Source organism: Rhodococcus tukisamuensis NBRC 100609 (genome assembly GCF_001894985.1).
Taxonomy (GTDB): Bacteria; Actinomycetota; Actinomycetes; order Mycobacteriales; family Mycobacteriaceae; genus Rhodococcus_G; species Rhodococcus_G tukisamuensis.
Genome location: NZ_BCXG01000043.1, coordinates 1 through 25,850 on the forward strand (window position 1 = coordinate 1; position 25,850 = coordinate 25,850).

The window sequence follows — 25,850 nt, forward strand, 5'->3', positions numbered from 1 at the left end:
GGGGCCTCGGGCGCGGCCTCGGCGGCAGGCGCGGGGGCCGGTGCGGGCGCGGCGGCGGGCGCCGGCGCCTCGTCAGCGGCACCGATGATGCCGAGCTCGCCACCGATCTCGACGGTGTCGTCCTCCTGGGCGACGATCTTTGTCAGAACGCCTGCAGCGGGGGACGGGATCTCGGTGTCGACCTTGTCGGTGGAGACCTCGAGCAAGGGCTCGTCGACCTCCACCGTGTCGCCCTCCTGCTTGAGCCACCTCGTGACAGTTCCTTCGGTGACGCTCTCACCAAGGGCTGGCATCTGGACGGAGAAGGCCATGCTTTTGACTCCTCGACAGTTGTGTTCGGGTTGTTGAGTTTGTCGACTTGTGGTCGAAATCCATTGTGCAGTAGTGCCGACGTCACGGAACCAGTTGCGGTCGGGAAATACCCCGACGAACTCGACCCGGGACGGCGTCTGCCCATCCTTCCATTGATCGGTTCGGGCCGTCCGATGAGGGGCGTGCCACAGCTTCCTCATTTCGCGCACAGGAACTGCTGGCAAACTTGAGACCGGACCACGCAATCGGCATCGACGTCGGGCGAGGAGGGGAAATCGTGGGTTTGCTCAGCAAGTTCTCGAGGCGGCGACGCGGAGTCTCCGCGCGCGCCGACGCCGATTCCGACGCGCAGTACCTGGCGAACTGGGCGCACACGCACGTGGGCGTCGAGGCCTACGTCGAGCCGCAGACGACGGTCACGCCGGTCACCGTCGTGCTGGTGGCCACCGACGGGGAATGGACCCGCCGCCGCGTCGGTGGCGAACGCGGTGCCCGCCGGCTCGGCGAGGATCTCGGCATCCCCGTCTACGACGTGCGCAAGACCGGGTACCCGCAGCGGATGCGAGACCACGACGCCCGGCAGAAGATCCTGCGCAAACGCGCCCAGCAGGCCTGACGGCCCGTGCGCCTTTCCGGTAGGCACCGCTACCGGAAAGGCGCACAGGCGACGCCAGTCGCCTATCCGTTGTCGGCGATGTCCTCGAGCACGGCGATCATCGTCCGCACCGGCACACCGGTGCCGCCCTTGCCGGTGTACCCGAACGGGCCGCCCGAGTTGTAGGCCGGACCCGCGACGTCGATGTGTGCCCACTGGACGTCGTCCGCGACGAACTCCCGGAGGAAGATCGCGGCCGCGCACATCCCGCCCCACCGGTGGTTGGTGACGTTGGCGAGGTCGGCGACCTTCGAGTTCAGGTCGGCGCGCAACTCGGCCGGCATCGGCATGGCCCACGCGTTCTCGCCGATCTCCTGCGAGATGCGGGCGACCCGGTCGCGGAACTCGTCGGTGCCCATCACGCCGGGGGTGCGGTTGCCCAGCGCCACCATCTGGGCGCCGGTCAGGGTCGCCGTGTCGATCAGGTAGTCGGGCTTGTCTTCGCAGGCCCGCACGATCGCGTCGGCCAGGATCAGCCGGCCCTCGGCGTCGGTGTTGATGACCTCGACGGTGGTGCCGCCGTACTGGGTCAGCACGTCGCCGGGCCGCTGCGCGGTGCTCGACGGCATGTTCTCCGCCATCGGCACGGTCGCGGTCACGTTGACCTTCAGTCCGAGTTTCGCGGCCAGCACCACGGTCGCGATCACGGCGGCCGCGCCGCCCATGTCGGAGGTCATGGCCTCCATGCCGGCGGCGGGCTTGATGGAGATTCCGCCGGTGTCGAAGGTCACGCCCTTGCCGACGAGCGCGACGGACGGGGCCGACTTGCGGGCCGCGCCGGTGTAGGTCATCCGGACCAGCCGGGGCAGCCGCGAGGAGCCCTTGCCGACGCCCATGATGCCGCCGTAGCCGGCCTTGTCGAGCGCCTTCTCGTCGAGCACCTGGACCTTGAGGCCGGCCTCGGTGCCCAGGGTCTTCGCGCGGGCCGCGAACTCGGCCGGGAACAGGTGGCTGGGCGGGGTGTTCACGAACTCGCGGGCGGTGGCGACGGCCTCGCCGATCGCGAGCGCCCGCGCCAGCACGTCCTTGACGGCCTTGGTCCGGGGCGACTCGACGAGGAACTCGACGCGGGCGACCGGCTGTCCGTCGGCGCCGGGCACGGACTTCGACTTGTACGAGGTGAACGCGTAGGCGCCCAGGTAGAAGCCCTCGGCGGCGGCGCCGAGGTCGAGCGAGGACAGGGTGGTCGCGGCGGTCCCCGTCCCGGTCAGCGCGCGGGCGGCCGCACCGGCGGACCGGCGGACCTGCTCGGCGTCGACGTCGTCGGCCTTGCCGAGGCCGACCGCGAGGATGCTGGTGACGCCGGCGCCCTCGGGCGCCGGGACCCGGGTGACCTCCTCGGGGCGGCCGGTCGCGCCGACCGCCGTCAGGTGCGCGAGCACCGCCTCCACGGTCGCGTCGTCGAGCGCCTCGCCGACCGACGGCTCGGGGCCGTCGGGGCCTGCGGTGAGCCCGATGACCAGGACCTCCGCGCGGGCAGAGATCTTGCCGGCCAGCGCGAGGGCGGGGCCGAGCGGGGTTACGGGGGACAGGGCGGCACTCACGGGTGCACTCCTTCGTCAGGGGGTGGACAACTGCCCGACACCTTAGTTCGGTGGGCGGGGCGTTCGCCGTGGCCGTGACCCCCGACGCGGTCCGCTAGCGTTAACGCCCATGACAGACGCCGACCTCCTGCAGGGACCCCTCCACGCTGTGCACACCGAACTCGGTGCGACCTTCGCGCCGTTCGGCGGCTGGCAGATGCCGGTCTCCTACGCCGGCACGGTTGCCGAGCACACCGCGGTTCGCGAGACGGTCGGCGTGTTCGACGTCAGCCATCTCGGCAAGGCCCTGGTCTCGGGCCCCGGTGCCGCCGACTTCGTGAACGCCAAGCTGACCAACGACCTCGGCAAGATCGGGCCGGGTCAGGCGCAGTACACGCTGTGCGCCACCGAGGCGGGCGGCGTCGTCGACGACCTCATCGTCTACTACGTCAGCGACGACGAGGTGTTCCTCGTCCCCAACGCCGCGAACACCGCGGCCGTGGTGGCGGCGCTGGCCGCGGAGGCCCCGGCCGGGGTGACGGTCACCGACCACCACCGCGACTACGGCGTCCTGGCCGTGCAGGGGCCGCGGTCCGCGGAAATCCTTGCCGCGCTGGGCCTTCCGTCCGGCATGGACTACATGGCCTTCGAGGACGCGGTCTTCGAGGGCGCGCCGGTGCGGGTGTGCCGCACCGGGTACACGGGCGAGCACGGCTACGAGGTGCTGCCCACCTGGGACGGCAGCGAGTCGGTGTTCCGGGCGCTGGTGGCCGCGGTCCGCGAGGCCGGCGGCGAGGTGGCCGGGCTCGGCGCCCGTGACACCCTGCGCACCGAGGCCGGCTACCCGCTGCACGGGCACGAGCTGTCCACCGAGATCTCGCCGCTGCAGGCGCGGTGCGGCTGGGCCATCGGCTGGAAGAAGCCGCAGTTCTGGGGCCGGGACGCGCTGGTCGCGGAGAAGGAGGCCGGCCCGGCCCGCAAGATGTGGGGGATCCGGGCGCTCGACCGTGGCGTGCTGCGGCAGGGCCAGACCGTGCTCCGCGACGGGGCGCCGATCGGCGAGACCACCTCGGGCACCTTCTCGCCGACGCTCAAGGTCGGGATCGCGTTGGGCCTGCTGAACTCCGACGCCGAACTGGCGGCGGGGGACGTGGTGGAGGTGGACGTCCGCGGTCGCGCGCTGCGCTGCGAGATCGTCAGCCCTCCGTTCGTCCCACTGCACACCCGGTGAGCTGACGTCGGCGCGCCGTACGCCGCGAGAATGGCGTACGGCGCGTTCGCTAGGATCGCCGCATGACTGGTGTCCTCGAATTCACGCACGTCGCCCACCCCTCGCCCGTCTCCGCGGACGAGCGCGCCCGGGTGTTGGCGAACCCCGGATTCGGGAAGTACTTCACCGATCACATGGTCACCATCGACTACACCGAGGGCCTGGGCTGGCACGACGCCACCGTGCAGCCCTACGCGCCGATGCAGATCGACCCCGCGGCCATGGTCCTGCACTACGGTCAGGCCATCTTCGAGGGCCTCAAGGCGTACCGGCAGCAGGACGACACCGTCGCCTCCTTCCGGGTCGCCGCGAACGCCGAGCGTCTGCGCGCCTCGGCGCAGCGAATCGCCATGCCGGAGCTGCCCGACGACCTGTTCCTCAACTCGATCACCGAGCTGCTCGCGGTGGACAAGGACTGGGTCCCGGTCGCGGGCGGCGAGGCGTCGCTGTACCTCCGGCCGTTCATGATCGCGACCGAGGTGGGCCTCGGGGTGCGGCCGGCCAACCGGTACCGCTACCTGCTGATCGCCTCGCCGGCGGGTGCCTACTTCCCGCAGGGCGTCAAGCCGGTCAGCGTGTGGCTGTCCACCGAGTACGTGCGGGCGGCCCCGGGCGGCACCGGCGCGGCGAAGTTCGCGGGCAACTACGCCGCCTCGCTGGTCGCCCAGGCGCAGGCGGCCGACGAGGGTTGCGACCAGGTGGTCTGGCTCGACGCGACCGAGCGCCGCTACGTCGAGGAGATGGGCGGGATGAACCTGTTCTTCGTCTTCGGTTCGGGGCCCGACGCGCGGCTGGTCACCCCGGAGCTGTCCGGCTCCCTGCTGCCGGGCATCACCCGCAACTCGCTGCTCACGCTGGCCGCCGACGCCGGGTTTGCGGTGGAGGAGCGTCGGATCAGCACGGACGAGTGGCGCGAGAAGGCGGCCTCCGGCGAGATCACCGAGGTGTTCGCGTGCGGCACCGCTGCCGTCATCACCCCGGTCGGTCGGGTCAAGTCCGCGGCCGGTGAGTTCACCATCGGCGGTGGCGAGCCGGGCGCGGTCACCATGGCCCTGCGCGACACTCTCACCGGGATCCAGCGCGGTACCTTCGCCGACATCCACGGCTGGATGAGCACGCTCGCCTGATCGGTCACACACCCGCGGCCCGCAACCGAATGGTTTGCGGGCCGTCGGCGTTTCCGGTGCCGGCGTGGGGTGGGCCCGGGTGGCGGCGCGAGTGGGTCGACAGCCCGTCGTCCGTCAGCCGCCGAGCAGGAAACCCACCGCGGCCACGGCCACCGTCACCTCGATCGAGGCCCCCAGCACGTCGCCGGTGAGGCCGCCGAACCTGCGGGCGCAGTGCCGGGTCAGCAGGACCGTCAGCCCGAGCGCGGCCGCGACGACCAGCGGGCCCTGCCACCAGCGGCCCGGCACCGCGGCGGCCGCGGCCGCCAGCAGGGCGAGCGACCAGCCCGCGCACGCCCACCGCGACTGGGTGCCGGCCACGAGCGCGCCGAACCCGGTGGGCGCGGCGGCGGACAGTGCCTTCCGGCAGGCCAGTACGGCGGCCACCCGGCCCGCCGCGACCGCCGCGACGAGCGCGAGCCACTGTCCGGCATGGGCGAGCGCGCCGAACGAGAGTGCCTGTGCGGCAAGGACGACCACCAGCGCGGCCGCCCCGAACGGTCCGACGCCGCCGCTGCGCATCACCTCGAGCGCCCGGGCCGGGTCGCCGTAGCAGCCGAGGCCGTCGACGGTGTCGGCCAGGCCGTCCACGTGCATCCCGCGGGTGGCCAGCGCCAGCGCGGCGACGGCGAGCAGTCCGGCCAGCGCGGGCTCGAGGTCGGCCGCCAGCAGCACCCAGACCAGGCCCGCGGCGGCGGCGCCGAGGAGCACCCCGACCACCGGGGTCGCGGCGATCGCCCGGCGGCCCGCGACGCGGTCCGGAGCCGGCCGCCGCGGGTCGTGCAGGCCGGGCAGCACGGTCAGCCAGGACAACGCCAGGCGGAGGCCGTCGAGTGCGGCGGTCACGGTCAGTGCGGGGCGGCGTCGGGGTCGGTGGCCTCGTCCTCTGGACCGGCGGCGTCGGGTTCGGGTTCGCCGGAGCTGACGCCGGCGTCCGCGAAGGTGGCCATGTTCGTCAGCGTCGCGATCGCGGACTGCAGCAGCGGCAACGCGACCAGCGCCCCGGACCCCTCGCCGAGGCGCATGTCGAGCTCGACGAGCGGCTCCAGCCGCAGGTGGGTCAGGGCCAGCGTGTGCGCGGGCTCGGTGGACCGGTGCCCGGCCACCCACCAGTCCCGGGCGCCCGGCGCGAGTTCCTCCGCGACCATCGCGGCCGCGGTGACCACCACGCCGTCCAGGATCACCGGCGTGCGGCGCAGCGCCGCCTGCGCGAGGAAGCCTGCCATCGCGGCCAGGTCGGCGCCCGACGCGACCCGCAGCAGCGCCGCCGGGTCCTTGACCACCGGGCGCGCCCGACGCATCGCGTCACGCACCGCGGCCGTCTTGCGGGCCCAGCCCGCGTCGTCGATGCCGGTGCCGCGGCCGACGGCCACCACGGGCTCGGTGTCGGTGAGCGCGGCGATCAGGACGGTCGCGGGGGTGGTGTTGCCGATGCCCATCTCGCCGGCGATCAGCAGGTCCGCCCCCGAGTCCACCTCCTCGTCGGCGATGGCGCGGCCCGCGGCGATCGCGCGCAGCGTCTCGTCCTCGGTGAGCGCGTCCTCGCGGTCGATCGAACCGCTCGAGCGCCGCACCTTGTGGGTGGCGACCGTCGGGTCCGTGTAGGAGTCGACCGCGATGTCGACCACCCGCACCCCGGCGCCGGTGATCGCGGCCAGCGCGTTGACCGCGGCGCCGCCGGCCTGGAAGTTCGAGACCATCTGCGCGGTCACCTCGGCCGGGTACGCGGACACCCCGTGTCGGGCGACGCCGTGGTCGCCCGCGAAGACCACCACCCGCGGCCGTTCGAACAGGTGCGGCGGGCACTGGTCCTGGCAGGCCGCGACCCAGCCGGCGAGCGACTCGAGCCGGCCGAGCGAACCGGTCGGCTTGGTCAGCTGGAGCTGGCGGGCGTCGGCGTCGGCGCGCGCGGCCGCGGACGGCGGGGTGACGGCGTCGAAGGCGGCCGCGGTGGGGCTGCCGGGCTCGACGGGGCTGGGCGATTCGGTTGTCACGGTTGACCTTTCACGTCAGCGCTGGTGATCGGAAAGAGGGTCGTCGCAGGGCGCGCCGGGTGCGCGGGAGGTGTCACTTGAGGGTCATCGCCAGGCCCGCCACCACGAGCAGGACCTCGTCGCAGGCCTGCGCCAGACGGGCGTTCAACGCGCCGATCTCGTCGCGGAACAGTCGGCCGGAGCGGGTCTCCGGGATGACGCCGAGGCCCACCTCGGGGCTCACCAGCACCAGCCGGCCGGGATAACGGGACACCGCGTCGACGAGGTCGTCCACCCGCGGGCCCACCGTTCCCCGCGGCAGGTCCCAGGCCGCGGCCGCGTCGAGCTCGGCGGTCAGCCAGGTGCCGAGGTCGTCGACGAGGGTCGCGGGGGCGTCCGCGCGCAGCACCTCGGCCAGGCCGGGTCCCGACGCCGTCTCGACGGTGGACCAGGACTGCGGGCGCCGGACCCGGTGCTCGTCGACGCGGCTGGTCCAGTCCGCGTCGGCGGGGTCGAGGCGGGAGGTGGCCACGTACCGGACGCGGTCGCCGGGCGTGCCGGCGAGCAGCGCCTCGGCGTGCCCGGACTTGCCCGAGCGCGCGCCGCCGAGGACCAGGGTGCGCTTGGGTACGGCGGGGGAGGACACGCGGTAGACCGTACCAACGGTGTTCTCCCGCATATCGACTGGTCGAAGCCGGACCGGCGGGGGGCCCGCGGTGGGCGCCCCGGGGGGTCAGACGGCGTCGCCAGGGGAGACCCGCGGCTGCGGCGCCCGCATCTTCCGGATCTGCGAGGCCCGCACGAACGCGTACCAGCCGAGCTTGAAGCCGCCGTCCGTGGTCTCGGGGAACCGCTCGCGGACGCGGTTGTTGATGCGGCGGCCCATGATGTACCCCTCGACGGCCATGAACAGCATCATCACCAGCATGCCGAGGGTGACGAGGGACTGGACCGCGGGGTTGAGGAACATCGCCATGATCAGCAGCAGCGCCAGTGGCATGAACAGGCCGACCAGGTGCCGGCGGGAGTCGACCAGGTCACGGGCGAAGGCGCGCACCGGGCCCTTGTCGCGGGGGAGCAGGTACTTGTCCTCGCCCGCGAGCATCCGGGCGCGGCGGTCGGCCGCGGTGGCACGACGCTCCACGGACGCAGCCTTGCGCTCCTCCTTGGAACCCTGGGTCTGCTTGCGCCGGGCCCGGGCCTCCTTCGCGGTCAGCGGCGCCGGTGCGACGGGCCCGCGACGCTTGCCCTCGGCCTCGCGGCGGGTCGGCGTGGGCCGGCCCTTGCCCTCGGTCGGGGTGGACGGCGCCGGCGCGGCGGCACTCGACTCAGCGACCTCACGGTCTCCGTTGTCGGAATTGTCGGGGTTACCTCGGCGCAGCAGTTTCACACCACCAGGCTACTTCGTGTATCGGGGCGGGCACGACACGCTCCCGTTCCGGGCGCCGCACCCCGTCGCGGTGGGTCCCGCTCGGCGGCCGCGCGCGCTCGCGGAGACGACCGCCGGGGACGTGGGAAGGAATAATCGGATGGCGGGGTACCGTTGATAGCGTTCACGGGTTTGGCACGAGCGAACAGGGAGAGCCCATGACTGTGCAGAACGAGACGACCGCGCACAAGGTCGTCATGACCGATGCCGCGGCCGCCAAGGCGAAGGCGTTGCTCGACCAGGAGGGTCGCGACGACCTGGCGCTGCGTATCGCCGTCCAGCCGGGTGGCTGTGCGGGGCTGCGTTACCAGCTCTTCTTCGACGACCGGAACCTCGACGGTGACCTGATCGTCGACTTCGGCGGGGTCAGCCTGGCCGTGGATCGGATGAGCGCGCCGTACGTCGAGGGTGCCTCCATCGACTTCGTCGACAGCATCGAGAAGCAGGGCTTCACGATCGACAACCCGAACGCCACCGGCTCCTGCGCCTGTGGAGACTCGTTCAACTGATCGATCCCGCGGCGTACGCCGTGTGAGCCGTGCGGCAGTGGCGCGGAACCCGGACCGGGTTCCGCGCCATTTGCCGTGTCCGGGGGTCGACGCCTCGACTCCTGTGCCGCCCGGTCGGCACGGCCCGCGTCGCGGTGCCGGTAGCGTGGCCGTTTTGCGGCACAACCGAATAGTGGGGCGGCGCGGACGCCGTCCCGACCAACTGAAAGGTCCCCGAGCGTGACAATTGCGGTCACCGGTTCCATCGCCACCGATCACCTGATGCGGTTCCCCGGCCGGTTCGCCGAGCAGCTGCTCGCCGACCAGCTCCAGAACATCTCGCTGAGCTTCCTCGTCGACGACCTGGTGGTCCGGCGCGGCGGTGTCGGCGGCAACATCGCCTACGCCATGGGCGTGCTCGGCGGATCGCCGCTGCTGGTCGGGGCCGTCGGCGCCGACTTCGCGGAGTACCGGACCTGGCTCGAGGGACACGGCGTCGACTGCGAGTCGGTCCGGATCTCCGAGACCGCGCACACCGCCCGGTTCGTGTGCACCACCGACGAGGACATGGCGCAGATCGCGTCGTTCTACCCGGGTGCGATGAGCGAGGCCCGCGAGATCTCGCTGGCCGACCTGCCCGCCGGTGTGGACCTGGTGCTCGTGGGCGCCAACGACCCGGCCGCGATGATCCGGCACACCGAGCAGTGCCGCGAGCTGGGGCTGCCGTTCGCGGCCGACCCGTCTCAGCAGCTCGCGCGGCTCTCCGGGGCCGAGGCCCGCGAGCTGATCGGCGGCGCGAAGTACCTGTTCACGAACAAGTACGAGTGGGCGCTGCTGCTGCAGAAGAGCGAGCTCACCGAGGCCGAGATCGCGCAGCAGGTGGGCCTGCGGGTGACCACGCTCGGCGCGGAGGGCGTCGAGATCGTCGACCGCGAGGGCAACTTCGTGCGCGTCGGGGTCGTGCCGGAGAAGGCGAAGGTGGACCCCACCGGTGTCGGTGACGCGTTCCGGGCCGGGTTCCTCACCGGACAGGCCGCGGGGCTGGGCCTCGAGCGGTCCGCGCAGCTCGGCTCGCTGGTGGCGGTGCTGGTGCTCGAGACCGTCGGCACCCAGGAGTGGAGCCTGGACCGCGACGACGCCGTCAAGCGGCTGGCCGACGCGTACGGGACCGACGCGGCCGACGAGATCGGTGCCCTGCTGAAGTAGGCGGCTCCGCCGCCTGTGCGCCTTCTTGGTAGTCCGCGCTACCAGAAAGGCGCACAGGCGCGGCAGTGCCTACAGGTTGACCGGGTAGACCGGCTCCTGGATCTGCGGCACGATGCGCTTCTCCACGAAGATGCCGTGCCACACCATGAAGCACAGCACCGTCCAGAGCCGACGGCTGTGGTCGGAGACGCCCTCGCGGTGCGCGTTCAGCATCGCGGCGACCGCGGCCTTGTCGAAGATGTGGTCGGTCTGCGAGTCCGCGATCTGCTGGTGCGCCCAGTCGAACAGCTCCGTGCCGGCGAGCCAGTGCCGCAACGGCACCGGGAAGCCCAGCTTCGCGCGGTGCAGCACGTGCGCCGGGACGATCCCCTCCAACGCCTGACGCAGCGCGTACTTCGTCGTGGTCTTGGTGATCTTCTGATCCAGCGGCACCCGCGAGGCCACGTCGAAGACCTCGGTGTCGAGGAACGGCACCCGCAGCTCGAGTGAGTTCGCCATCGTCATCTTGTCGGCCTTGACCAGGATGTCGCCGCGCATCCAGGTGAACAGGTCCAGGTGCTGCATACGCGCCACCGGGTCCCAGTCCCGCGACTGCGCGTAGATCGGCGCCGTCACGTCCTGATGCGTCCACTCCGGCCGGAAGTCGCGCAGCACGCTCCGCAGTTGGGCGTCGCTGAAGCTGCGCGCGTTGCCGTAGTAGCGATCCTCGAGCGTCATCGAGCCGCGGTGCAGCAGGCTCTTGCCGCGGGTGCCCTCCGGGATCCGGTCGGAGAGCTTGCCGGCGGCCCGTCGCAGCGGGGCCGGCAGGTACTCGAACGGCTTGAGCGAGAGCGGCTCGCGGTAGATGGTGTAGCCGCCGAACAGCTCGTCCGCGCCCTCGCCCGAGAGCACCACCTTGACGTGCTTGCGGGCCTCCTTCGCCACGAACCACAACGGCACCAGGGCCGGGTCGGCGACCGGGTCGTCGAGGTACCAGATGATCTCCGGGATCGCGGCCGCGAACTCGGCGGGGCTGACGACCTTGACCACGTGCCTGGCGCCGATCGCGGCGGCCGACTCGGCGGCGACGTCGACCTCGGAGTAGCCCTCGCGCTCGAAGCCGGTGGTGAAGGTGATCAGGTCCGGGTTGTGCCGGATGGCCAGCGCCGCGATCGCGGTGGAGTCGATGCCGCCCGACAGGAACGACCCGACGGTCACGTCCGCGCGCATGTGCTTGGCGACGGAGTCCTCGAGGGCCTCGGCGATCTCCTGGTAGCGGGCCTGCTCGGAACCCGGGGTGAACGGCTTCGCCGGGAACTTCGGGGTGAAGTAGCGGGTGATCCGCGGCGCCTCGCCGGCCCGCACCCAGGCGTAGGAACCGGACTCGAGCCGGCGGATGTCGGCGTGCAGCGTCTCCGGCTCGGGCACGTACTGCAGCACCGTGTAGTGCTCGATGGCGCGGGGGTCGAGGTCCGTGCCGATGCCGATCAGCTCGGTCAGCTCCAGCAGGCTCTTCTTCTCGCTGCCGAAGGCGGTGCCACCGGCGCCCGTCGCGAGGAACAGCGGCTTGATGCCGAACGGGTCCCGGGCCAGGAACAGGTCCTTGGTCTCGGTGTCCCAGATCGCGAAGGCGAACATGCCCCGCAGCCGGCGGACCGCGTCGGGGCCCCAGTGGTGGAACGCGGCGACGATTGCCTCGCTGTCGCCCTCCGTCCGGAAGGTGGCGCCGTGGTCCTTCGCGAGTTCGGCGCGAATCTCCAGGTAGTTGTAGATCTCGCCGTTGAAGGTCAGGGCGTAGCGGTCCGGGTTCTCCGGCGGGCCCCAGCGCAGCGGCTGGTGCGAGTGCTCGATGTCGATGATCGAGAGCCGGTTGAAACCGAAGACGAGGTCGGCGTCGTGCCAAGTGCCGTGCTCGTCCGGTCCGCGGTGACGCAGACAGTGCATCGCCGCGTCGACGCGGGCGACCGCGTCGTCGGTGGTGCCGGTGGAGGTCAATAGCCCGAGCAGTCCGCACACAGCGTCCGGTACCTCAATTCACGCATAGGGGATGGACCCGCAGTTGACGGGGCCAATTCACGAATGTTCAAAAGTATGCCGCAGACTCGGCGAATCGCTGGTTCAGACCCGAGGGTGGATGGGCGGCAGCTTTGGTCTACGCTGCGTAGTATTCGGGCTGCCCACTGGGCGGGCCTATCTCAATTTTGCAGCGATCAGGAAGGCGTGAACGTGGCGCAGAGTCGGATCCTTCGGCGGGCGGGGCTAGCAGCATCATTAGGCCTAGCTGCCATGCTGCTGTCGGGTTGTTCGATCGACAATCCGGTACTCCGGTTCGGATGGCCGTCGGGCATTACCCCGCAGGCTGAGCGGATGCGTGAGCTGTGGACCTGGTCGGTCGTCGCCGCCCTGTTCATGGGCGTGATTGTGTGGGGCCTCACCTTCTGGGTGGTCATCTTCCACCGGAAGAAGAAGGACTCGCCCGAGTTCCCGCGGCAGACGGCATACAACGTGCCGCTGGAGCTCTTCTACACCGCGGTGCCGTTCGTCATCATCGCCGTGCTGTTCTACTTCACCGTGGTCGTGCAGAACTACGTCACGGAGAAGAAGGACAACCCGAACGTCGTGGTCGACGTGACGGCGTACCAGTGGAACTGGAAGTTCGGCTACCGCACCATCGACATGGGTGACGGCACCGCGAAGTACGAGGGCACCAACCTCGAGGCGCAGGCCGCTGCCGAGGTGCCGGCCGAGGAGCAGGAAGTCCACGGCAACCTGGTTCCCGGTCCGATCAACGGCAAGAGCAAGAACGACCTGTCGTTCCTGCACTACGACAAGATCGAGACCGTCGGCACCAGCAACGAGATCCCGGTCCTGGTGCTGCCGACCGGCAAGCGCGTCGAGTTCGTCCTCAACGCCGCCGACGTCATCCACGCCTTCTGGGTCCCGGAGTTCCTGTTCAAGCGGGACGTCATGCCGAACCCGAAGGAAAACCACTCGGACAACGTCTTCCAGATCAGTGAGATCCAGAAGGAAGGCGCGTTCGTCGGCCGCTGCGCCGAGATGTGCGGCACGTACCACGCGATGATGAACTTCGAGATCCGCGCCGTGAGCCCGGAGAAGTTCAACGAGTACATCGAGCTGCGCAAGCCGGCTGACGAGGGTGGACGCGGGCTGAGCACCGCCGAGGCACTCAAGGAGATCGGCGAGTCGCCGGTCGCCACCTCGACGCATCCGTTCAACACCGAGCGCACGTACCGCCAGGCCAGCGACGTGCTCGAGGGCGAGTACCAGTAGTCGTGCCGACGGCACCCACCCATCAACCGCTGAAGGACGAGCTGACATGAATATCGAAGCCAAGCTCTTTGAGATTTTGACGGTGTTTTTCATCCTCGTCGGAATCGTGTACGGCGTGTTCACCGCCGCATCGAGGACAGGCATCGAGTGGGCCGGTCTGACCGCAATTGCGCTGTCTGCCGGGCTGACCCTGATCGTCGGGACCTACTTCCGATTCGTGGCGCGTCGTCTCGACACCCGCCCCGAGGACTACGACGAGGCCGAGATCGCTGACGGCGCGGGCGACCTGGGCTTCTTCAGCCCGGGTAGCTGGTGGCCGGCCGCGCTCGCCCTGGCCGCCGCGTTCATCGCGGTCGCCCTGGCCTTCTTCCAGCCCTGGATGATCGCCTTCGGCGTGCTCCTGGTGCTGACCGCGGTCTGCGGCCTGGTCTTCGAGTACCACGTCGGTCCCGAGAAGCACTAGCAACACCCACACGTACGCCACTGGGCGCCGAACTCCGCACCGGAGTTCGGCGCCCAGTTCGTTTCTGTGCCGCCGTGCGCGAGTCGGCTGGGACAACGGTTGGCCTGGTTTGTCCGACCACTGGCGGGAGATCGTGACGTGATTGCGGGGAATGCCGCAATCCGCTCCGGCTCACCGATGTCGGCACTACGGGACCTGGAAGGTGCCGAGCCCCGGGTTGACCGGTACCTGGCACCCGCCGTACATGCCGTAAGGGGCGATCGCGCCGACGTCGGCGATTGCGGCGACCGTGCCGCTGCCGGTGACCGCCGTTGCGGGGGCGTATCGGCACCAATCCTCCGGTGCGGGGTCCCGGGTGTAGTCCCGCTCCACGATCCGGAGCGCGGTGGTGCCGGCGGCGCCGGTGTTCAGGTTCCGCCAGTTCACCGTCATGTCGACGCAGTAGGCCCAGTTCGCTGCACGCTCCGTCGCGAAGGTCACCACACCGAGTACACCCGTCGTTGCCGACGGCGACACGGTCGTCACTGGCGGCAGGCCCCAGCACTCGAGCAGTTCCAATGAACATCCCGTGACGAACCGCACCGGGACCTGGAACACCGTGGTCGTCGCCGCCGGTACCGGCGGCGGGTTCGCCGCCGCAGCGGCGGTCGAGCAGAGCGGAAGGGCGACGACGGCCACGGACGCCGCGGCCCTGGCTACGAACGAACGATGAATTGCTGCAGGGCGCATGGCGTGAGCCTCCCGCGTTGGATCCGACCCGACCCTGGTGCAGCGCCACCGTACGCGCTCCCTGGCCACGCGGACCTGGCAACGGTTCCCGCGGGGCCGTGTGTCATCCGAGACTCCAGGCACGTTCTGGGCCGTCGACCCTGTGACCGTCCTGCACGCTCCACGGGCCCGGCAACGCGCATCCTGTCCGGGGGCCACCACGCGGCACCCCCATGACGACGAAGGCCCCGAACTCGAATCGAGTTCGGGGCCTTCACCGTTGACTTGTCAGACGGGAATCAGTGCTCGCCGTCGGTCTTGTCGTGGCCGTGGACCTTGTCCTGGTAGGCCTTGAGGATCGCGAGCTGCTCGTGCTCGTTCTGGTGCTCCGCGGCCTTGAGGGCCTCGGACTCCTCGACCGGGTCGGCGGTGAGCAGGCTGCCGGAGCCCGGCTTGCCGGCCGAACCCAGCTTGTTCATCTTCTTCGGGATCGCCGCGCCCTGGTACTCGAGCGGGATCGGGTGGCCGTGGTCGTCCACCGGTCCGAGCGGCTGGTGGATCTCGACGTACTCACCGTGCGGCAGGCGCTTGATCACGCCGGTCTCGATGCCGTGCTCGAGCACCTGACGGTCGCTGCGCTGCAGACCCAGGCAGAACCGGTACGTGAAGAAGTACGCCAGGGGCGGCAGCACGACGATGCCGATGCGGCCCATCCACGTCGTCGCGTTCACGGAGATGTCGAACTTGTACGCGATGATGTCGTTGACACACATGACGGTCAGGATGAAGTAGAACGTCAGTGCCATGACGCCGAGGCCGGTACGCACCGGCACGTCACGCGGACGCTGCAGCAGGTTGTGGTGCGCGTCGTCCTTGGTGAACTTCTTCTCGATCCACGGGTAGGCGATCAGCACCGTGAAGACCAGACCCATGATGAGCGCGACCGCGAACACCGCCGGGATGGTGTAGGTGCCGAACAGGTAGATCTCCCACGCGGGCCACAGGCGGGCCATGCCGTCCGTCCACATCATGTAGATGTCGGGCTGGACGCCGGCGGAGACCTGCGACGGGTTGTACGGGCCGAGGTTCCAGACCGGGTTGATCTGCAGCAGGCCGCCCATCAGGGCGAGGATGCCGAAGGTGATCGCGAAGAACGCGCCGGACTTCACCGCGAACACGGGGAGGATGCGGACGCCCACCACGTTCTGCTCGGTACGGCCGGGGCCGGGGAACTGCGTGTGCTTCTGGTACCAGACCAGGGCCAGGTGGGCGCCGATCAGAGCCAGGATGATGCCCGGCAGCAGCAGCACGTGTGCCACGTACAGACGCGGGATGATCAGCTGACCGGGGAAGTCGCCGTCGAAGATCAGCCACTGCAGCCAGGTGCCGACGACCGGGACACTCAGCGTGATGCCGGACAGGGCGGCACGCAGGCCGGTGCCGGACAGCAGGTCGTCGGGCAGCGAGTAACCGAAGAAGCCCTCGAACATCGCCAGGATCAGCAGCAGGCAGCCGATGACCCAGTTCGCCTCACGCGGACGACGGAACGCGCCGGTGAAGAAGATGCGCAGCAGGTGCACGATGATCGACGCGGCGAACATCAGGGCGGCCCAGTGGTGGATCTGACGGACGAACAGGCCGCCGCGCACCTCGAACGAGAGGTCCAGGGTGGTGGCGTACGCACGCGACATCTCGACGCCGCGGAGCGGCTGGTAGGCGCCGTTGTAGACGACCTCCGCCATCGACGGGTCGAAGAACAACGTCAGGTAGACGCCCGAGATGAGCAGGATCACGAAGCTGTAGAGCGCGATCTCGCCGAGCAGGAAGGACCAGTGGGTCGGGAAGACCTTGTTGATCTGCCTGCGCATGCCGGCGGCAAGGTGGTAGCGAGAATCGACGTTCTCGGCCGCCTTGGCGGCGTGAGCTGCGACCTTGGACTGGCCGCCAGTGGTGGTTGTCATGAGGGACGCTCCCAAAATCCGGGGCCGAGAGCTTCGACGAAGTCGCCGTTGGCGACGAGGAAGCCCTCTTCGTTGACTGTAATCGGCAACTGGGGGAGTGCACGAGCGGCCGGTCCGAAGATCGGCTTTCCGTACTGGAGAGCGTCGAACTGCGACTGGTGGCACGGGCAGAGGATCCGGTTGGTCTGCTGCTCGTACAGCGAGGTCGGGCAGCCCAGGTGGGTGCAGAGCTTCGAGTAGGCGAAGTAGTCGCCGTAGTTGAAGCTCTCCTGGCCGCGCCGCTTGACCGCGCGAGTGGCGTCCTCGGTGCGCAGACGGATCAGCATGACCGGGTTGTCGGCACGCTTGAGGGCGTGGCCGAGGGCCTTCTCGTTGCCGCGCTCCGACTCACGGAACGGGAACACCGTCTCCATGGAGCCCGCGTCGAGGTCCTCCGGGCGGACCAGGACGATGTCGTCCCGGCGGCCGGTGTAACGGCGCAGGTAGATGGTCTCGCCCGGGAAGTTCGGGGTCCAGCCCGAGGTCCACAGGTCGGACTTGTCGCCCTTGGCCCACGGGTTCTTGATCATGCCGCCGAGCGGCATGATCGCCATGATGCCGAGCGCGCCGGCACCGAAGCCGAGGCTGCGGGTGATCAGCTTGCGCCGTCCCAGCGTCGAGGTCTCCAGCGAGTCGCCGAGCTGCGCGACGATCGTCTTCTGGTCGACCGCCGAGGAACCGCCGTCGTGGCGGTCCTGGATCGCGACCTCTTCGGGGATGAACTTCTTGGTGAACTTCACCGCGCCGACACCGACCGCGAGGATCGCGGTGCCCATGGTCAGGCCCAGCAACGGGGTGTACAGGTTGTACTGGTTGTAGCCGTCCTCGCCGATGCCCTTGTACTCCCAGGGCCAGAAGAGGTAGATGGCGATGAATGCGATGGCTGCCACGCCGGCGATGCCGAACCAGAGGGCGACGTCGCGCTCGGCGCGCTTCTCCGCCTTGGTTCCCTCGACGGGCCAGCGCTCGCGCCGGAACGCGAGGTCGACACCGTCGAGGTTGGTACCGAGTTCGACGAGTTCGTCGCGACTCATCGCGTCGAGCTCGGCCTCGGTGGGCTTACGTGGCGTGTCGCCGTGACCGGCGTCGCTCATGACCTTGCTCCGATCCACAGCGCTGCGCCGACGACGGCAGCGATTCCGATGACCCACATGGCCAGGCCCTCGGGACCGGTGCCGAAGCCGCCGAGGCCGTAGCCGCCGGGGTTCTTGGCCTCACTCGAGGACTTGACGTACGCGATGATGTCGTGCTTCTCGTCCGGGCTCAGCTGGCGGTCGGAGAACTTGGGCATGTTCTGCGGACCGGTGACCATTGCCTGGTAGATCTGCTGCTCGCTGGCCGGCTCGAGCGGCGGTGCGAACTTGCCGGAGGACAGCGCGCCGCCCTTGCCGGTGAAGTTGTGGCAGGACGCGCAGTTCAGCCGGAACAGCTCGCTGCCGCGGGCGACGTCGTCGCCGCGCAGCGACGTCGAGGCGACCTCGCCGTTGGCGTCGCGGACGACGGTCGGGCCGCCGCCGTTCGCCTGGACGAACGCGCCGATGGCGTCGGTCTGGTTCGCGTCGAACTTCGCGGGCTTGCGCAGCGCCTGCGCCTCGTTGCGTGCGGCCGGCATGCGACCCGACGAGACCTGGAAGTAGACGGCGGCCTCGCCGACACCGATGAGGCTCGGGCCACGGTCCTCGACACCCTGCAGGTTCGCGCCGTGGCACGTGATGCAGGACGTGTCGTAGAGCTGCTTGCCCTCGCGGATGAGCGCTGCCGAGTCGTCAGACGCGGTCGCTACCTGCGGGGTAGGGGTCAGGGCTGCGGCGAGGAAGCCGGCGCCGACGAGGCCCATCATCAGGACCATGGCGCCGGTGACGCGCCTACGGAACTTGCGCTGACGACGGGCTTTGGAGGCAGTCGCGCTGTCGGCGGCTGCTGAAGGGGGGGATGAACTCATCTGTATCCCTTTGGTCTCGCGGGAACGGACTGAACGGACTGGGCTGAGTACTGCGTTCAGCTTCTAACGGATGAAATAGATGGTGGCGAACAGGCCGATCCACACGATGTCGACGAAGTGCCAGTAGTACGAGACAACAATGGCCGCAGTCGCCTGCTGGGGGGTGAACTTACTGAGCTTGGTGCGTACGAGCAGGATCACGAAGGCAACCAGGCCGCCGATCACGTGCAGTCCGTGGAAGCCGGTCGTCATGTAGAAGACCGAGCCGTAGGAGCTGCTCGAGAACGTCGTGCCGGTGTGCACCAGGTGGTAGTACTCGTATGCCTGGCCGATCACGAACAGGGTGCCCATCACCAAAGTGAGGGTGTACCACCTGCGGAGGCCGAATACGTCACCTCGCTCAGCGGCGAAAACGCCCATCTGGCAGGTGAAAGAGGAGGCCACCAGCACCGCGGTCACGGGGACCGCGAGCATGAGATTCAACTCGGTGGGCTCCGGCGGCCAATTGCCGTTCGCCTGCGCGCGCGCGACAAAATACATCGCGAACAAACCAGCGAAGAACATGAGCTCGCTGGACAGCCAGACAATGGTGCCGACGCTGACCATGTTCGGCCGGTTCAGCGAGTGCACGCGCTGGGTGATTGCGGATCCTTGGGTCCCTACTGCGCTCGTCACAGACAGAAGTATGACGCCTTGTCGTAAGAGACGGGTACCCGGGTCCAAGATGGGCGCGTCGCAGCCCTGACCAAGTATGCACGCCGCGACGATTGTGCAGGTAGATGGCTGTGCGAGGCTGAGGTCATGGAACTACAGCGGTGGTTGAGGGGTCTGTTCGGACGTCGACGGGTGGTCCCGCTCGACCCGGATCGGACCGATCTGGTTGTGGTCGTGGAGAGCTTCGACGACGCCGAGGCGTGCAGCCGGGTTCTGTCGCGGGCGGCGGCGTCGGAGCCCCGCTGGGTCGAGTCCGCGGAGGCGGTCCTGCGGCACCATCTGCGGGTGCCGCCGGGCGAGCTGGCCCGGGTCGCCGAGATCGCGGCCCAGGACGGTTACGCGCCGGCTCAGGAACCAGCTCCGGGTGCGGTGTCGGACGAGGATCCGGAACTGGTCGCGCTGGTGCTCGCGCGGGTCCAGCTGCTCGACGCCCTGCACTGTTCCCAGGAGCAGTCGCGGATGGCGGGTCTGGCGCAGCGTGCGGGCGGCCATGTCCTCGGGTGGGATGCGTTGCAGCCGCCGCATAATCCGGTTGCCGGTACTGACTAAGCTGCGGAGCATTGTCGGTCGGCCAGGGAAGAGGCGGTTGCGATGGGGAGTTGGCCAGAGGTGCTCGGTGCGCTGACGGACGGGCACGATCTGGATCCCGGCACCGCGTCGTGGGCGATGGACGAGATCATGTCGGACAACGCGACCTCGGCACAGATTGCCGCGTTCGGCGTCGCATTGAAGATGAAGGGCCCGAAGCCCGCAGAGGTGACGGGGATCGCGGACGCGATGCTCGCGCACGCGCGGACGCTCGACCTCGACGGTGACGCGGTCGACGTGGTCGGGACCGGCGGTGACCGCCAGCAGACTGTGAACATCTCGACCATGGCGTCCGTGGTCGTCGCGGCGGCCGGGGTACGGGTGGTCAAGCACGGTAACCGCGCCGCGTCGTCCAAGAGCGGTGGCGCGGACGTGCTCGAGGCACTCGGGGTGAAGATCACCCTCAGCCCGGACGCCGTCGCGGAATGCGTCCGCCAGGTGGGGATCGGTTTCTGCTTCGCCCCGACGTTCCACCCTGCGTTCCGGTTCACCGCGGGTCCGCGCAAGGAGATCGGCATCCCGACGGTGTTCAACGTGCTGGGGCCGCTGACCAACCCGGCGCGTCCGCGGGCCGGGTTGATCGGTTGTGCGTTCGCGGACCTGCAGCCCGTGGTCGCGGGGGTGCTCGCCGGCCGGGGTGCCTCGGCGCTCGTGGTGCGTGGCGACGACGGACTCGACGAGATCACCACCTCGACCACCAGCACCGCCTACGTCGTCACCGGCGGCACGGTTCGCCAGGAGCGGATCGACCCGACGGCGCTCGGGATCGCGAGGGTGCCGCTGGATGCGTTGCGCGGCGGTGACGCGGAGGCCAACGCGGCAATTGCGCGGGCGGTGCTCGGTGGCGAGCGGGGCGCCGTGCACGACGCGGTGGTCCTCAATGCGGCCGGGGCGATCGCGGCCTACGACGGGCTCGACGGCGACCTCGACGATGCCCTGCTGGCCGGGATGGCGCGCGCGACCGCGGCGATCGACAGCGGTGCGGCCGCGGGTCTGCTCGACCGCTGGGTCGCCGTCAGCACCGCGCTGGCGGGCTGAGGCTGCTCCCGGGAGGCGCGGCGGCGCCGCGCCTCCCGGGATGCCCGTGTCGATCCGGATGTCACTGATCCGGATGCGGTCGATCTGGTGGGCGCTACTCCCCGATGGAGAAGGCTGCCTCGACATCGGCGCTGGCATAGGACCGGAACGCGATGTGGGTGGTGGTCTGCACGACACCCTCGACCTTGTTGATCGCGCCGGTGACGACCTCGGCGATCTGCGCGTGGTCGCGAACCTTCACGATGGCGATCAGGTCGACGTCGCCCGCGCACGAGTAGACCTCGGAGACGCCGGCGATGTCGGCCACGGCCTGGGCGGTCTCGGGGATCCGGTTCGCCTCGGCATGAATGAGGACGATGGCGTTGATCATCTCGCTCCTTATACAACTGTGGGAAGAGCCCTCGCGGGTCGCTCCGGGGCTCCGGGCTTCTGGGGACTCCGCTCTCGCGTGCTCAGACTAGGCGCTCGCGCGGTGGGCGAGCGCGCACCACTCCTGCCACCCGCCGCCTCCGCGCGCGGGTTCGGCGTAGCCCTGGCTGGCCCGCACCACCCGTACTCCCGGTAGCGCGAGCCAACTCGCGACCAAACCGACCTCGCCCGCCATCGCGCCACGCAGCGGTGACGGCTCGTCGATCACCGTCTCCGCGGCGAGCACGAGTGCCTCGACCACGGGCATCGGCGCAACCCCGCGCGCGGCGATGCCCGCGGACGCCAGGCGGCCCGCCCGGACCACCGCGAATTCCCAGCCGCCCTCGTCGCGGGGCCGGGCGGCGACCAGTTCGTCCACGGCGGCCAGCGCGGCGAGTCGTTGCGCGCGGTGCAGCGCGGTGGCGAGGGCCGCGGTGCGGTCGCGCAGCCGGGCGGCGTTCTCGAAGAGTTCGGCGGCCGCCAGTTCCTCGACGCGGGAGCGCAGTCGTGCCAGTGGGGCGTCGTCCATGCCGCGGAACATGGCGAGCGCGCTCACCGGCGCGGGCCGGTAGTGCTCGGCGGTCCGGGGCTCGCTGCCGGCCGGGCAGCCGCCGACCACGCTCTCGGGGCAGTCCGGCCCGTGCGGCAGTTCCTGGCGAATCTTCTTGGTGCAGGTGCGAATTCGACATGCGTCGGCGATGGTGGCGGCGATCTCGCCGGCGTCGGTGCGTGAGGAGAACGGTCCGAGTGCCTCCGCCGTGGAGCGGCGGGTGACCGACAACCGGGGAAACGGTTCGTCGGTCATCGTGATCCACCAGGCACGCCGCGGGAACTTGGATCGGCGGTTGTACGGAGGCGCGTGCGCGGCGAGCAGTCTCAACTCCCGGACGGACGCCTCGAGACCGTGCGCGCATTCCACATGGTCGACCCGGGTGGCGAGGGCGACCATCTCCTTCATCCGGGCGCGGGTCTCGGAGCCGGTGAAGTAGCCCCGAACCCGGCGCTGCAGGTTCACGGCGGTGCCGACGTAGAGGACTTCCTCCGACGGACCGCGGAAGAGGTAGACGCCGGGCGTGCGGGGGAGGTCGGCGGCCAGGCCGCGCTTGCCGCGCTGTGCGGCGGAGACGTTGGGTAGGTAGTCGACGAGTTCGGCATAGCTGTGCACGCCCAGGCCGCCGACGCGCTCGATCAGCCCGTGCAGGACGTCGACGGTGGCGCGGGCGTCGTCGAGGGCGCGGTGGGTGGGTTGGGTGCCGACCCGGAACAGGCCGGCCAGCGCGGAGAGCTTCACCGAGGGGGCCTCCTCCCGGGAGAGCACCCGGCGGGCCAGCTTCACGGTGCAGAGCACCTGGAACGGCGGCCACGGCAGCCCACAGCGGGCCGCGGCCGCCTTCAGGAAGCCGATGTCGAACGGGGCGTTGTGGGCGACCAGGACCGCGCCGCGCGCGAACTCGAGGAAGCTCGGCAGGACGCGCTCGATCCGGGGTGCGTCGATCAGCATTGCCGACGTGATCCCCGTGAGCTCGACGATGTAGGGCGGGATGCTGCGGCCGGGGTCGACCAGCGTCGCCAGCTCGCCGATCACCTCGCCGCCCCGGATCTTCACCGCGCCGATCTCCGTGATGGCGTCGTCGCCGGAGCTGCTGCCGGTGGTCTCGAGGTCGACGACGACGAAGGTGGTCTCGCGCAGCGGGGTGTCCAGCTCGTCGAAGGACAGCTGCTGCGGCGTCGACTGCTGTGCGGTCGAAATGCGGGGACTCACAGCGCTGAGGCTAGGGCCGGCCACCGACAGCACCGTCAAGTCGAACGTGTGCGCGAGGAAACCTGTCGGACCCCGGGGCTACTTTCCGTGGACGGGCCGCGGAAACGCCCGGCGGCGGACGAAAGAGACGAGGGTCACAGTGATTGTCGACTGCGGTGAGTGCGAGGTGCGGGGTGCGGCGTGTGCGGACTGTCTGGTGCCGGTCCTGCTCGGGTTGCCCGGGGTCCGCGGAGCGGCCGCGTCCGCGCAAGCGGGGCATCCGGTCCGAATCAGTATTGAGCAGGACGAACGAGTTGCAATGGAGGTCCTGGCGGACGCCGGGTTGGTGCCCAGGCTCCGTCTGGTCGTGTCGGGGGACCTGCAGCAGACCACTCGGTCGTTATCTTGTCGTGACAAAGGGGTGACTTGACGGCCGTCAAGGTGCGGTTTTGGTGCATTTGTCCGACTTTCCGGGGGAGTCGGGTCGACATGGGGGATGCGCTTTCGTAATCTTCCTGAGACCTAGCGGGTTCTTGCTTCGCCACACCGGCGCGGCATCGCTAGGACCGCCTAATCGATTTCCCGCAAGGGCGATCGTGCCGGGAACCCAAGTTTTCCTTTGGGGTGAATCCCGTCGGAGCGCGCACCGCGTGCCGACGGGTAGGGCTGATCTTCCCAGCCCGAACCCGTCAGCTAACTCGGTCGGCGGTTGAGTGGAAGAAACGGAGCACATCCTTTCGTGGCAACACACAGTTCCAAGCGCTCGATGCGCCGGGTAGTCATTGCCAGTGCGCTCGCGCTCGGCGCAGTCACCGTCTCTGCGGCTCCGGCATTCGCCGAGCCGGTCACGGTCCCCGGCGTCGGCACCTTCGACATTCCGGGTGTCCCCGCGCAGACCGTCCAGATCCCCGGCCTCCCGGCCATGCCCGTGCTCCCCGGAATCCCCGCGCCCGCCGCGCCGGCTCCGGTCGTGACCGCAGGTCAGAAGGCCGTCGACGCCGCTGCCAGCAAGATCGGCTCCCCGTACGTGTGGGGCGCCTCGGGCCCGGACGCGTTCGACTGCTCCGGCCTCGTGCAGTGGGCGTTCAAGCAGGCCGGCATCGCGCTGCCGCGTACCAGCTACGACCAGGCCGCCGCGGGCATCGCCGTGCCGACCTCCGCCCTGCAGGTCGGTGACGTCGTCTCCTTCTACGGTGGCTCGCACTCCGGCATCTACGCGGGCAACGGCGAGGTCATCCACGCCGCCACCTCGGGCACTCCGGTCAAGCGTGCGCCCATCGCCTCCATGCCGATGGACGGCGCGCGCCGCTACTGAGCGCACCCGATTCACCCGGCGCCCCCGCGGCGCTGACGCAGGCCCCCGATCCCATGTGGACGGGGGCCTGTGGCGTCTTCCCGGACCCCCACCGACACCCGCCAGGGCGGGGCGGAATGTCGAGCGATTCGGGACGCGCCGAGCGGGTGGACAGCCAGTTGGCCATTCCGTAACCTGGCCGAGACCTTCCGAAACCTCGCTGCGCCGTCCGGTGCGGCAGCGGAGGTCTCCGCCACGGCGGGGCCGGCGCCCATCGGCGCGCCCCGCACCGGGTATCCAATGGCGCAGGAGCGGAAGAACGGAGTACCACGGTTCGTGGCGTCTCGGAGATCGATGCGGTCCAGGTGTGGAGCGCTCGTAACAGGAATGCTCACCCTCACACTGGTCGCGGTGTCGGCCGGAACCGCGGGTACCGCGTCCGCGGACCCCGCGTTCGACAACCCGACCGCGGCGCTCGAGCGGCTCGCCGAACTCTCTCGTGAGTCCGAGCAGACCACCGAGGCGATGCACAACGCGCAGATCGACCTCGAGTCCAAGCTCTCCGTGCAACACGACGCCGAGGCGCGCAACGCAGGCGACCGCACCCTGCTCGAGCAGGCCCAGGCGAAGGTCGCGCAGTTCCAGCCCGCCGTCGACCGGCTGACCGCCGTCAACTACCAGGGCGGCCGCGTCAACCGGCTCTTCGCGGTGATGGTGTCGGACTCTCCTCAGCAGTTGCTCGACCAGATGTCCACGTTGAGCGTCATCTCGGCGGACACCGCAGTCCAGGTCAAGGAGTTCAAGGAGGCCGGCGACCGAGCCGCCGCGGCCGCCGCGGCGTCGCAGGAGTCCGCCGCCGCGGCCCGCACCGCCACCGAAGAGGCCAAGTCGATCAGCGACGACCTGCAGCGCAAGCAGAGCGACCTGCAGACGCAGATCGCCGAGGTGACACGGGCGTTCGGTGCGCTGACGGCCTCGGAGCGGGACACCCTCGCGGGCACCCCCTTCCCGCCCGGCGTCGACCTCGGCGCCATTCTCGCGAACCTGCCGGCCGGGTCGAACGCCGGCGCGGTCGAGGCCGGCCTGACCCAGGTGGGCAAGCCGTACGTCTGGGGTGCCACCGGACCGGACGGCTACGACTGCTCGGGGCTGATGGTCTGGGCGTACAAGCAGATCGGCAAGACCCTGCCGCGGTCGAGCCAGGCGCAGGCCGCGGGCGGGGCGCCGGTGCAGAAGGCCGACCTGCAGCCCGGTGACCTGGTGCTCTACTACTCGGACGCCTCGCATGTGGGGATGTACATCGGGAACGGGAACATCGTGCACGCGTCCACGTACGGGGTGCCGGTCAAGGTCGCGCCGATGGACGCGTACCCGTTCTACGGCGCCCGACGCTACTGAACGCCGACATGCCGGGGGCCGGGTCGCCGAACACAGACATACCGAACACGGACCTGCTGAAGACGGACCTGCTGAGCACGGTCACCCCGAACTCGGACCGGCCGGCCGCCGGTGGTGACCGACCGCAGCGCCGGACCAGGCGGCGGATCCGGCGCTGGGAGGCGCTGGCACTGGCCGGGTTGCTGTGCGCGCTCGGCGCCGCGGGCGCAGTCGCGCTGTCCGCCGGTTCCGGCGATGCGCCGCCGCCCGCCGCGCCCGTGGCGG

26 protein-coding genes and 1 riboswitch are annotated in these 25,850 nt (G+C 70.0%); of the genes, 12 read left to right on the forward strand and 14 right to left on the reverse strand.

The window, feature by feature from the left end:
* Positions 1 to 311: biotin/lipoyl-containing protein (locus RT2_RS24295; protein ID WP_304363109.1), on the reverse strand; the 311-nt coding region annotated here is incomplete at its 3' end.
* Positions 312 to 589: 278 nt separating this feature from the next.
* On the opposite strand from RT2_RS24295, the gene RT2_RS24300 reads away from it, so the two are divergent.
* Positions 590 to 928 carry an oxidoreductase gene (locus RT2_RS24300; protein WP_072847378.1) on the forward strand — a complete coding sequence of 113 codons (339 nt, stop codon included), beginning with the start codon at positions 590 to 592 and terminating at the stop codon, positions 926 to 928.
* A gap of 62 nt (positions 929 to 990) precedes the next feature.
* Here the strand turns inward: RT2_RS24300 and RT2_RS24305 are convergent, their stop codons facing one another.
* Positions 991 to 2,511 carry a leucyl aminopeptidase gene (locus tag RT2_RS24305; RefSeq protein ID WP_371851195.1) on the reverse strand — a complete coding sequence of 507 codons (1,521 nt, stop codon included), beginning with the start codon at positions 2,509 to 2,511 and terminating at the stop codon, positions 991 to 993.
* Between the two features lie 109 nt (positions 2,512 to 2,620).
* Here RT2_RS24305 and gcvT point away from each other — a divergent pair, with 109 nt between their 5' ends.
* A complete protein-coding gene (gcvT, locus tag RT2_RS24310; RefSeq protein WP_072847379.1) occupies positions 2,621 to 3,721 on the forward strand; it encodes a glycine cleavage system aminomethyltransferase GcvT in 1,101 nt (366 codons plus the stop codon).
* A gap of 62 nt (positions 3,722 to 3,783) precedes the next feature.
* Positions 3,784 to 4,887 (forward strand): branched-chain amino acid aminotransferase, encoded by a 1,104-nt coding sequence (locus RT2_RS24315; protein ID WP_072847380.1) that lies wholly within the window; start codon positions 3,784 to 3,786, stop codon positions 4,885 to 4,887.
* 114 nt (positions 4,888 to 5,001) lie between these two features.
* Here the strand turns inward: RT2_RS24315 and RT2_RS24320 are convergent, their stop codons facing one another.
* From RT2_RS24320 to RT2_RS24335, 4 genes are all read right to left on the reverse strand, one after another.
* Entirely contained in the window at positions 5,002 to 5,772 is a 771-nt protein-coding gene (locus tag RT2_RS24320) for an adenosylcobinamide-GDP ribazoletransferase (RefSeq protein WP_072847381.1), read from the reverse strand.
* 2 nt (positions 5,773 to 5,774) lie between these two features.
* Positions 5,775 to 6,920: a nicotinate-nucleotide--dimethylbenzimidazole phosphoribosyltransferase gene (gene cobT, locus RT2_RS24325; protein WP_072847382.1), complete on the reverse strand. Its 1,146-nt coding sequence runs from the start codon at positions 6,918 to 6,920 to the stop codon at positions 5,775 to 5,777.
* A 73-nt stretch (positions 6,921 to 6,993) separates the two neighbouring features.
* Positions 6,994 to 7,578, reverse strand: coding sequence for a bifunctional adenosylcobinamide kinase/adenosylcobinamide-phosphate guanylyltransferase (locus RT2_RS24330; protein ID WP_072847383.1), 585 nt, complete (start codon positions 7,576 to 7,578; stop codon positions 6,994 to 6,996).
* A gap of 54 nt (positions 7,579 to 7,632) precedes the next feature.
* Positions 7,633 to 8,289 (reverse strand): DUF3043 domain-containing protein, encoded by a 657-nt coding sequence (locus tag RT2_RS24335; protein ID WP_072847384.1) that lies wholly within the window; start codon positions 8,287 to 8,289, stop codon positions 7,633 to 7,635.
* Between the two features lie 197 nt (positions 8,290 to 8,486).
* Here RT2_RS24335 and RT2_RS24340 point away from each other — a divergent pair, with 197 nt between their 5' ends.
* Together RT2_RS24340 and RT2_RS24345 are read left to right on the forward strand one after the other, a co-directional pair.
* Positions 8,487 to 8,837, forward strand: a complete 351-nt coding sequence (locus tag RT2_RS24340) for an iron-sulfur cluster assembly accessory protein (RefSeq protein WP_072847385.1) — start codon at positions 8,487 to 8,489, stop codon at positions 8,835 to 8,837.
* Between the two features lie 219 nt (positions 8,838 to 9,056).
* On the forward strand, positions 9,057 to 10,022 hold the full coding sequence (locus tag RT2_RS24345; protein ID WP_072847386.1) for a carbohydrate kinase family protein: 966 nt from the start codon (positions 9,057 to 9,059) through the stop codon (positions 10,020 to 10,022).
* A 69-nt stretch (positions 10,023 to 10,091) separates the two neighbouring features.
* Here the strand turns inward: RT2_RS24345 and asnB are convergent, their stop codons facing one another.
* Positions 10,092 to 12,017, reverse strand: a complete 1,926-nt coding sequence (gene asnB / locus RT2_RS24350; protein WP_072847387.1) for an asparagine synthase (glutamine-hydrolyzing) — start codon at positions 12,015 to 12,017, stop codon at positions 10,092 to 10,094.
* A 204-nt stretch (positions 12,018 to 12,221) separates the two neighbouring features.
* On the opposite strand from asnB, the gene ctaC reads away from it, so the two are divergent.
* Positions 12,222 to 13,292 carry an aa3-type cytochrome oxidase subunit II gene (gene ctaC, locus RT2_RS24355; protein ID WP_072847388.1) on the forward strand — a complete coding sequence of 357 codons (1,071 nt, stop codon included), beginning with the start codon at positions 12,222 to 12,224 and terminating at the stop codon, positions 13,290 to 13,292.
* Between the two features lie 46 nt (positions 13,293 to 13,338).
* Complete coding sequence (locus RT2_RS24360) at positions 13,339 to 13,755, forward strand: cytochrome c oxidase subunit 4 (RefSeq protein ID WP_072847389.1); 417 nt, start codon at positions 13,339 to 13,341, stop codon at positions 13,753 to 13,755.
* 186 nt (positions 13,756 to 13,941) lie between these two features.
* Here RT2_RS24360 and RT2_RS24365 read toward each other — a convergent pair whose 3' ends face one another.
* The 5 genes from RT2_RS24365 to ctaE form a co-directional block, all read right to left on the reverse strand.
* Positions 13,942 to 14,484: a hypothetical protein gene (locus RT2_RS24365; protein ID WP_072847390.1), complete on the reverse strand. Its 543-nt coding sequence runs from the start codon at positions 14,482 to 14,484 to the stop codon at positions 13,942 to 13,944.
* 278 nt (positions 14,485 to 14,762) lie between these two features.
* Positions 14,763 to 16,424 carry a cytochrome bc1 complex cytochrome b subunit gene (gene qcrB / locus RT2_RS24370; RefSeq protein ID WP_072847391.1) on the reverse strand — a complete coding sequence of 554 codons (1,662 nt, stop codon included), beginning with the start codon at positions 16,422 to 16,424 and terminating at the stop codon, positions 14,763 to 14,765.
* Positions 16,421 to 17,557, reverse strand: a complete 1,137-nt coding sequence (gene qcrA, locus RT2_RS24375) for a cytochrome bc1 complex Rieske iron-sulfur subunit (protein WP_072847400.1) — start codon at positions 17,555 to 17,557, stop codon at positions 16,421 to 16,423. The genes qcrB and qcrA overlap by 4 nt, the downstream gene beginning before the upstream one ends.
* Positions 17,554 to 18,405 carry a cytochrome bc1 complex diheme cytochrome c subunit gene (gene qcrC, locus RT2_RS24380; RefSeq protein ID WP_083577598.1) on the reverse strand — a complete coding sequence of 284 codons (852 nt, stop codon included), beginning with the start codon at positions 18,403 to 18,405 and terminating at the stop codon, positions 17,554 to 17,556. Before qcrC ends, qcrA begins: the two co-directional genes overlap by 4 nt.
* Positions 18,406 to 18,468: 63 nt before the next feature.
* Complete coding sequence (gene ctaE, locus RT2_RS24385) at positions 18,469 to 19,080, reverse strand: aa3-type cytochrome oxidase subunit III (RefSeq protein ID WP_072847392.1); 612 nt, start codon at positions 19,078 to 19,080, stop codon at positions 18,469 to 18,471.
* A gap of 126 nt (positions 19,081 to 19,206) precedes the next feature.
* Between ctaE and RT2_RS24390 the strand changes: the two genes are divergently transcribed.
* Positions 19,207 to 19,668: a hypothetical protein gene (locus RT2_RS24390; RefSeq protein ID WP_072847393.1), complete on the forward strand. Its 462-nt coding sequence runs from the start codon at positions 19,207 to 19,209 to the stop codon at positions 19,666 to 19,668.
* A gap of 42 nt (positions 19,669 to 19,710) precedes the next feature.
* A complete protein-coding gene (gene trpD, locus RT2_RS24395) occupies positions 19,711 to 20,745 on the forward strand; it encodes an anthranilate phosphoribosyltransferase (RefSeq protein ID WP_072847394.1) in 1,035 nt (344 codons plus the stop codon).
* Positions 20,746 to 20,839: 94 nt separating this feature from the next.
* On the opposite strand, the gene RT2_RS24400 is transcribed toward trpD, so the two are convergent.
* Together RT2_RS24400 and RT2_RS24405 are read right to left on the reverse strand one after the other, a co-directional pair.
* On the reverse strand, positions 20,840 to 21,115 hold the full coding sequence (locus RT2_RS24400; protein WP_072847395.1) for an Lrp/AsnC family transcriptional regulator: 276 nt from the start codon (positions 21,113 to 21,115) through the stop codon (positions 20,840 to 20,842).
* 87 nt (positions 21,116 to 21,202) lie between these two features.
* A complete protein-coding gene (locus tag RT2_RS24405) occupies positions 21,203 to 22,915 on the reverse strand; it encodes a DEDD exonuclease domain-containing protein (protein WP_245709502.1) in 1,713 nt (570 codons plus the stop codon).
* 536 nt (positions 22,916 to 23,451) lie between these two features.
* Positions 23,452 to 23,617: riboswitch (cyclic di-AMP (ydaO/yuaA leader) on the forward strand.
* A 16-nt stretch (positions 23,618 to 23,633) separates the two neighbouring features.
* Between RT2_RS24405 and RT2_RS24415 the strand changes: the two genes are divergently transcribed.
* From RT2_RS24415 to RT2_RS24425, 3 genes are all read left to right on the forward strand, one after another.
* On the forward strand, positions 23,634 to 24,209 hold the full coding sequence (locus RT2_RS24415; protein ID WP_072847397.1) for an NlpC/P60 family protein: 576 nt from the start codon (positions 23,634 to 23,636) through the stop codon (positions 24,207 to 24,209).
* Between the two features lie 366 nt (positions 24,210 to 24,575).
* The gene (locus RT2_RS24420) at positions 24,576 to 25,586 is read left to right on the forward strand and encodes a C40 family peptidase (protein ID WP_371851196.1); all 1,011 of its coding nucleotides are present in this window, start codon (positions 24,576 to 24,578) and stop codon (positions 25,584 to 25,586) included.
* 8 nt (positions 25,587 to 25,594) lie between these two features.
* Positions 25,595 to 25,850: hypothetical protein (locus tag RT2_RS24425; RefSeq protein ID WP_218019051.1), on the forward strand; the 256-nt coding region annotated here is incomplete at its 3' end.

What these genes read in the sequence shown, in the direction of transcription:
- RT2_RS24420 (WP_371851196.1), top strand. Translation starts at nt 24,576, where the DNA reads ATGCTCACCCTCACACTGGTCGCGGTGTCGGCCGGAACCGCGGGTACC.
- RT2_RS24360 (WP_072847389.1), top strand. Translation starts at nt 13,339, where the DNA reads ATGAATATCGAAGCCAAGCTCTTTGAGATTTTGACGGTGTTTTTCATC.
- RT2_RS24390 (WP_072847393.1), top strand. Translation starts at nt 19,207, where the DNA reads ATGGAACTACAGCGGTGGTTGAGGGGTCTGTTCGGACGTCGACGGGTG.
- qcrA (WP_072847400.1), bottom strand. Translation starts at nt 17,557, where the DNA reads ATGAGCGACGCCGGTCACGGCGACACGCCACGTAAGCCCACCGAGGCC.
- trpD (WP_072847394.1), top strand. Translation starts at nt 19,711, where the DNA reads ATGGGGAGTTGGCCAGAGGTGCTCGGTGCGCTGACGGACGGGCACGAT.
- qcrC (WP_083577598.1), bottom strand. Translation starts at nt 18,405, where the DNA reads ATGAGTTCATCCCCCCCTTCAGCAGCCGCCGACAGCGCGACTGCCTCC.
- RT2_RS24340 (WP_072847385.1), top strand. Translation starts at nt 8,487, where the DNA reads ATGACTGTGCAGAACGAGACGACCGCGCACAAGGTCGTCATGACCGAT.
- RT2_RS24330 (WP_072847383.1), bottom strand. Translation starts at nt 7,578, where the DNA reads ATGCGGGAGAACACCGTTGGTACGGTCTACCGCGTGTCCTCCCCCGCC.
- gcvT (WP_072847379.1), top strand. Translation starts at nt 2,621, where the DNA reads ATGACAGACGCCGACCTCCTGCAGGGACCCCTCCACGCTGTGCACACC.
- RT2_RS24400 (WP_072847395.1), bottom strand. Translation starts at nt 21,115, where the DNA reads ATGATCAACGCCATCGTCCTCATTCATGCCGAGGCGAACCGGATCCCC.
- RT2_RS24315 (WP_072847380.1), top strand. Translation starts at nt 3,784, where the DNA reads ATGACTGGTGTCCTCGAATTCACGCACGTCGCCCACCCCTCGCCCGTC.
- RT2_RS24365 (WP_072847390.1), bottom strand. Translation starts at nt 14,484, where the DNA reads ATGCGCCCTGCAGCAATTCATCGTTCGTTCGTAGCCAGGGCCGCGGCG.
- qcrB (WP_072847391.1), bottom strand. Translation starts at nt 16,424, where the DNA reads ATGACAACCACCACTGGCGGCCAGTCCAAGGTCGCAGCTCACGCCGCC.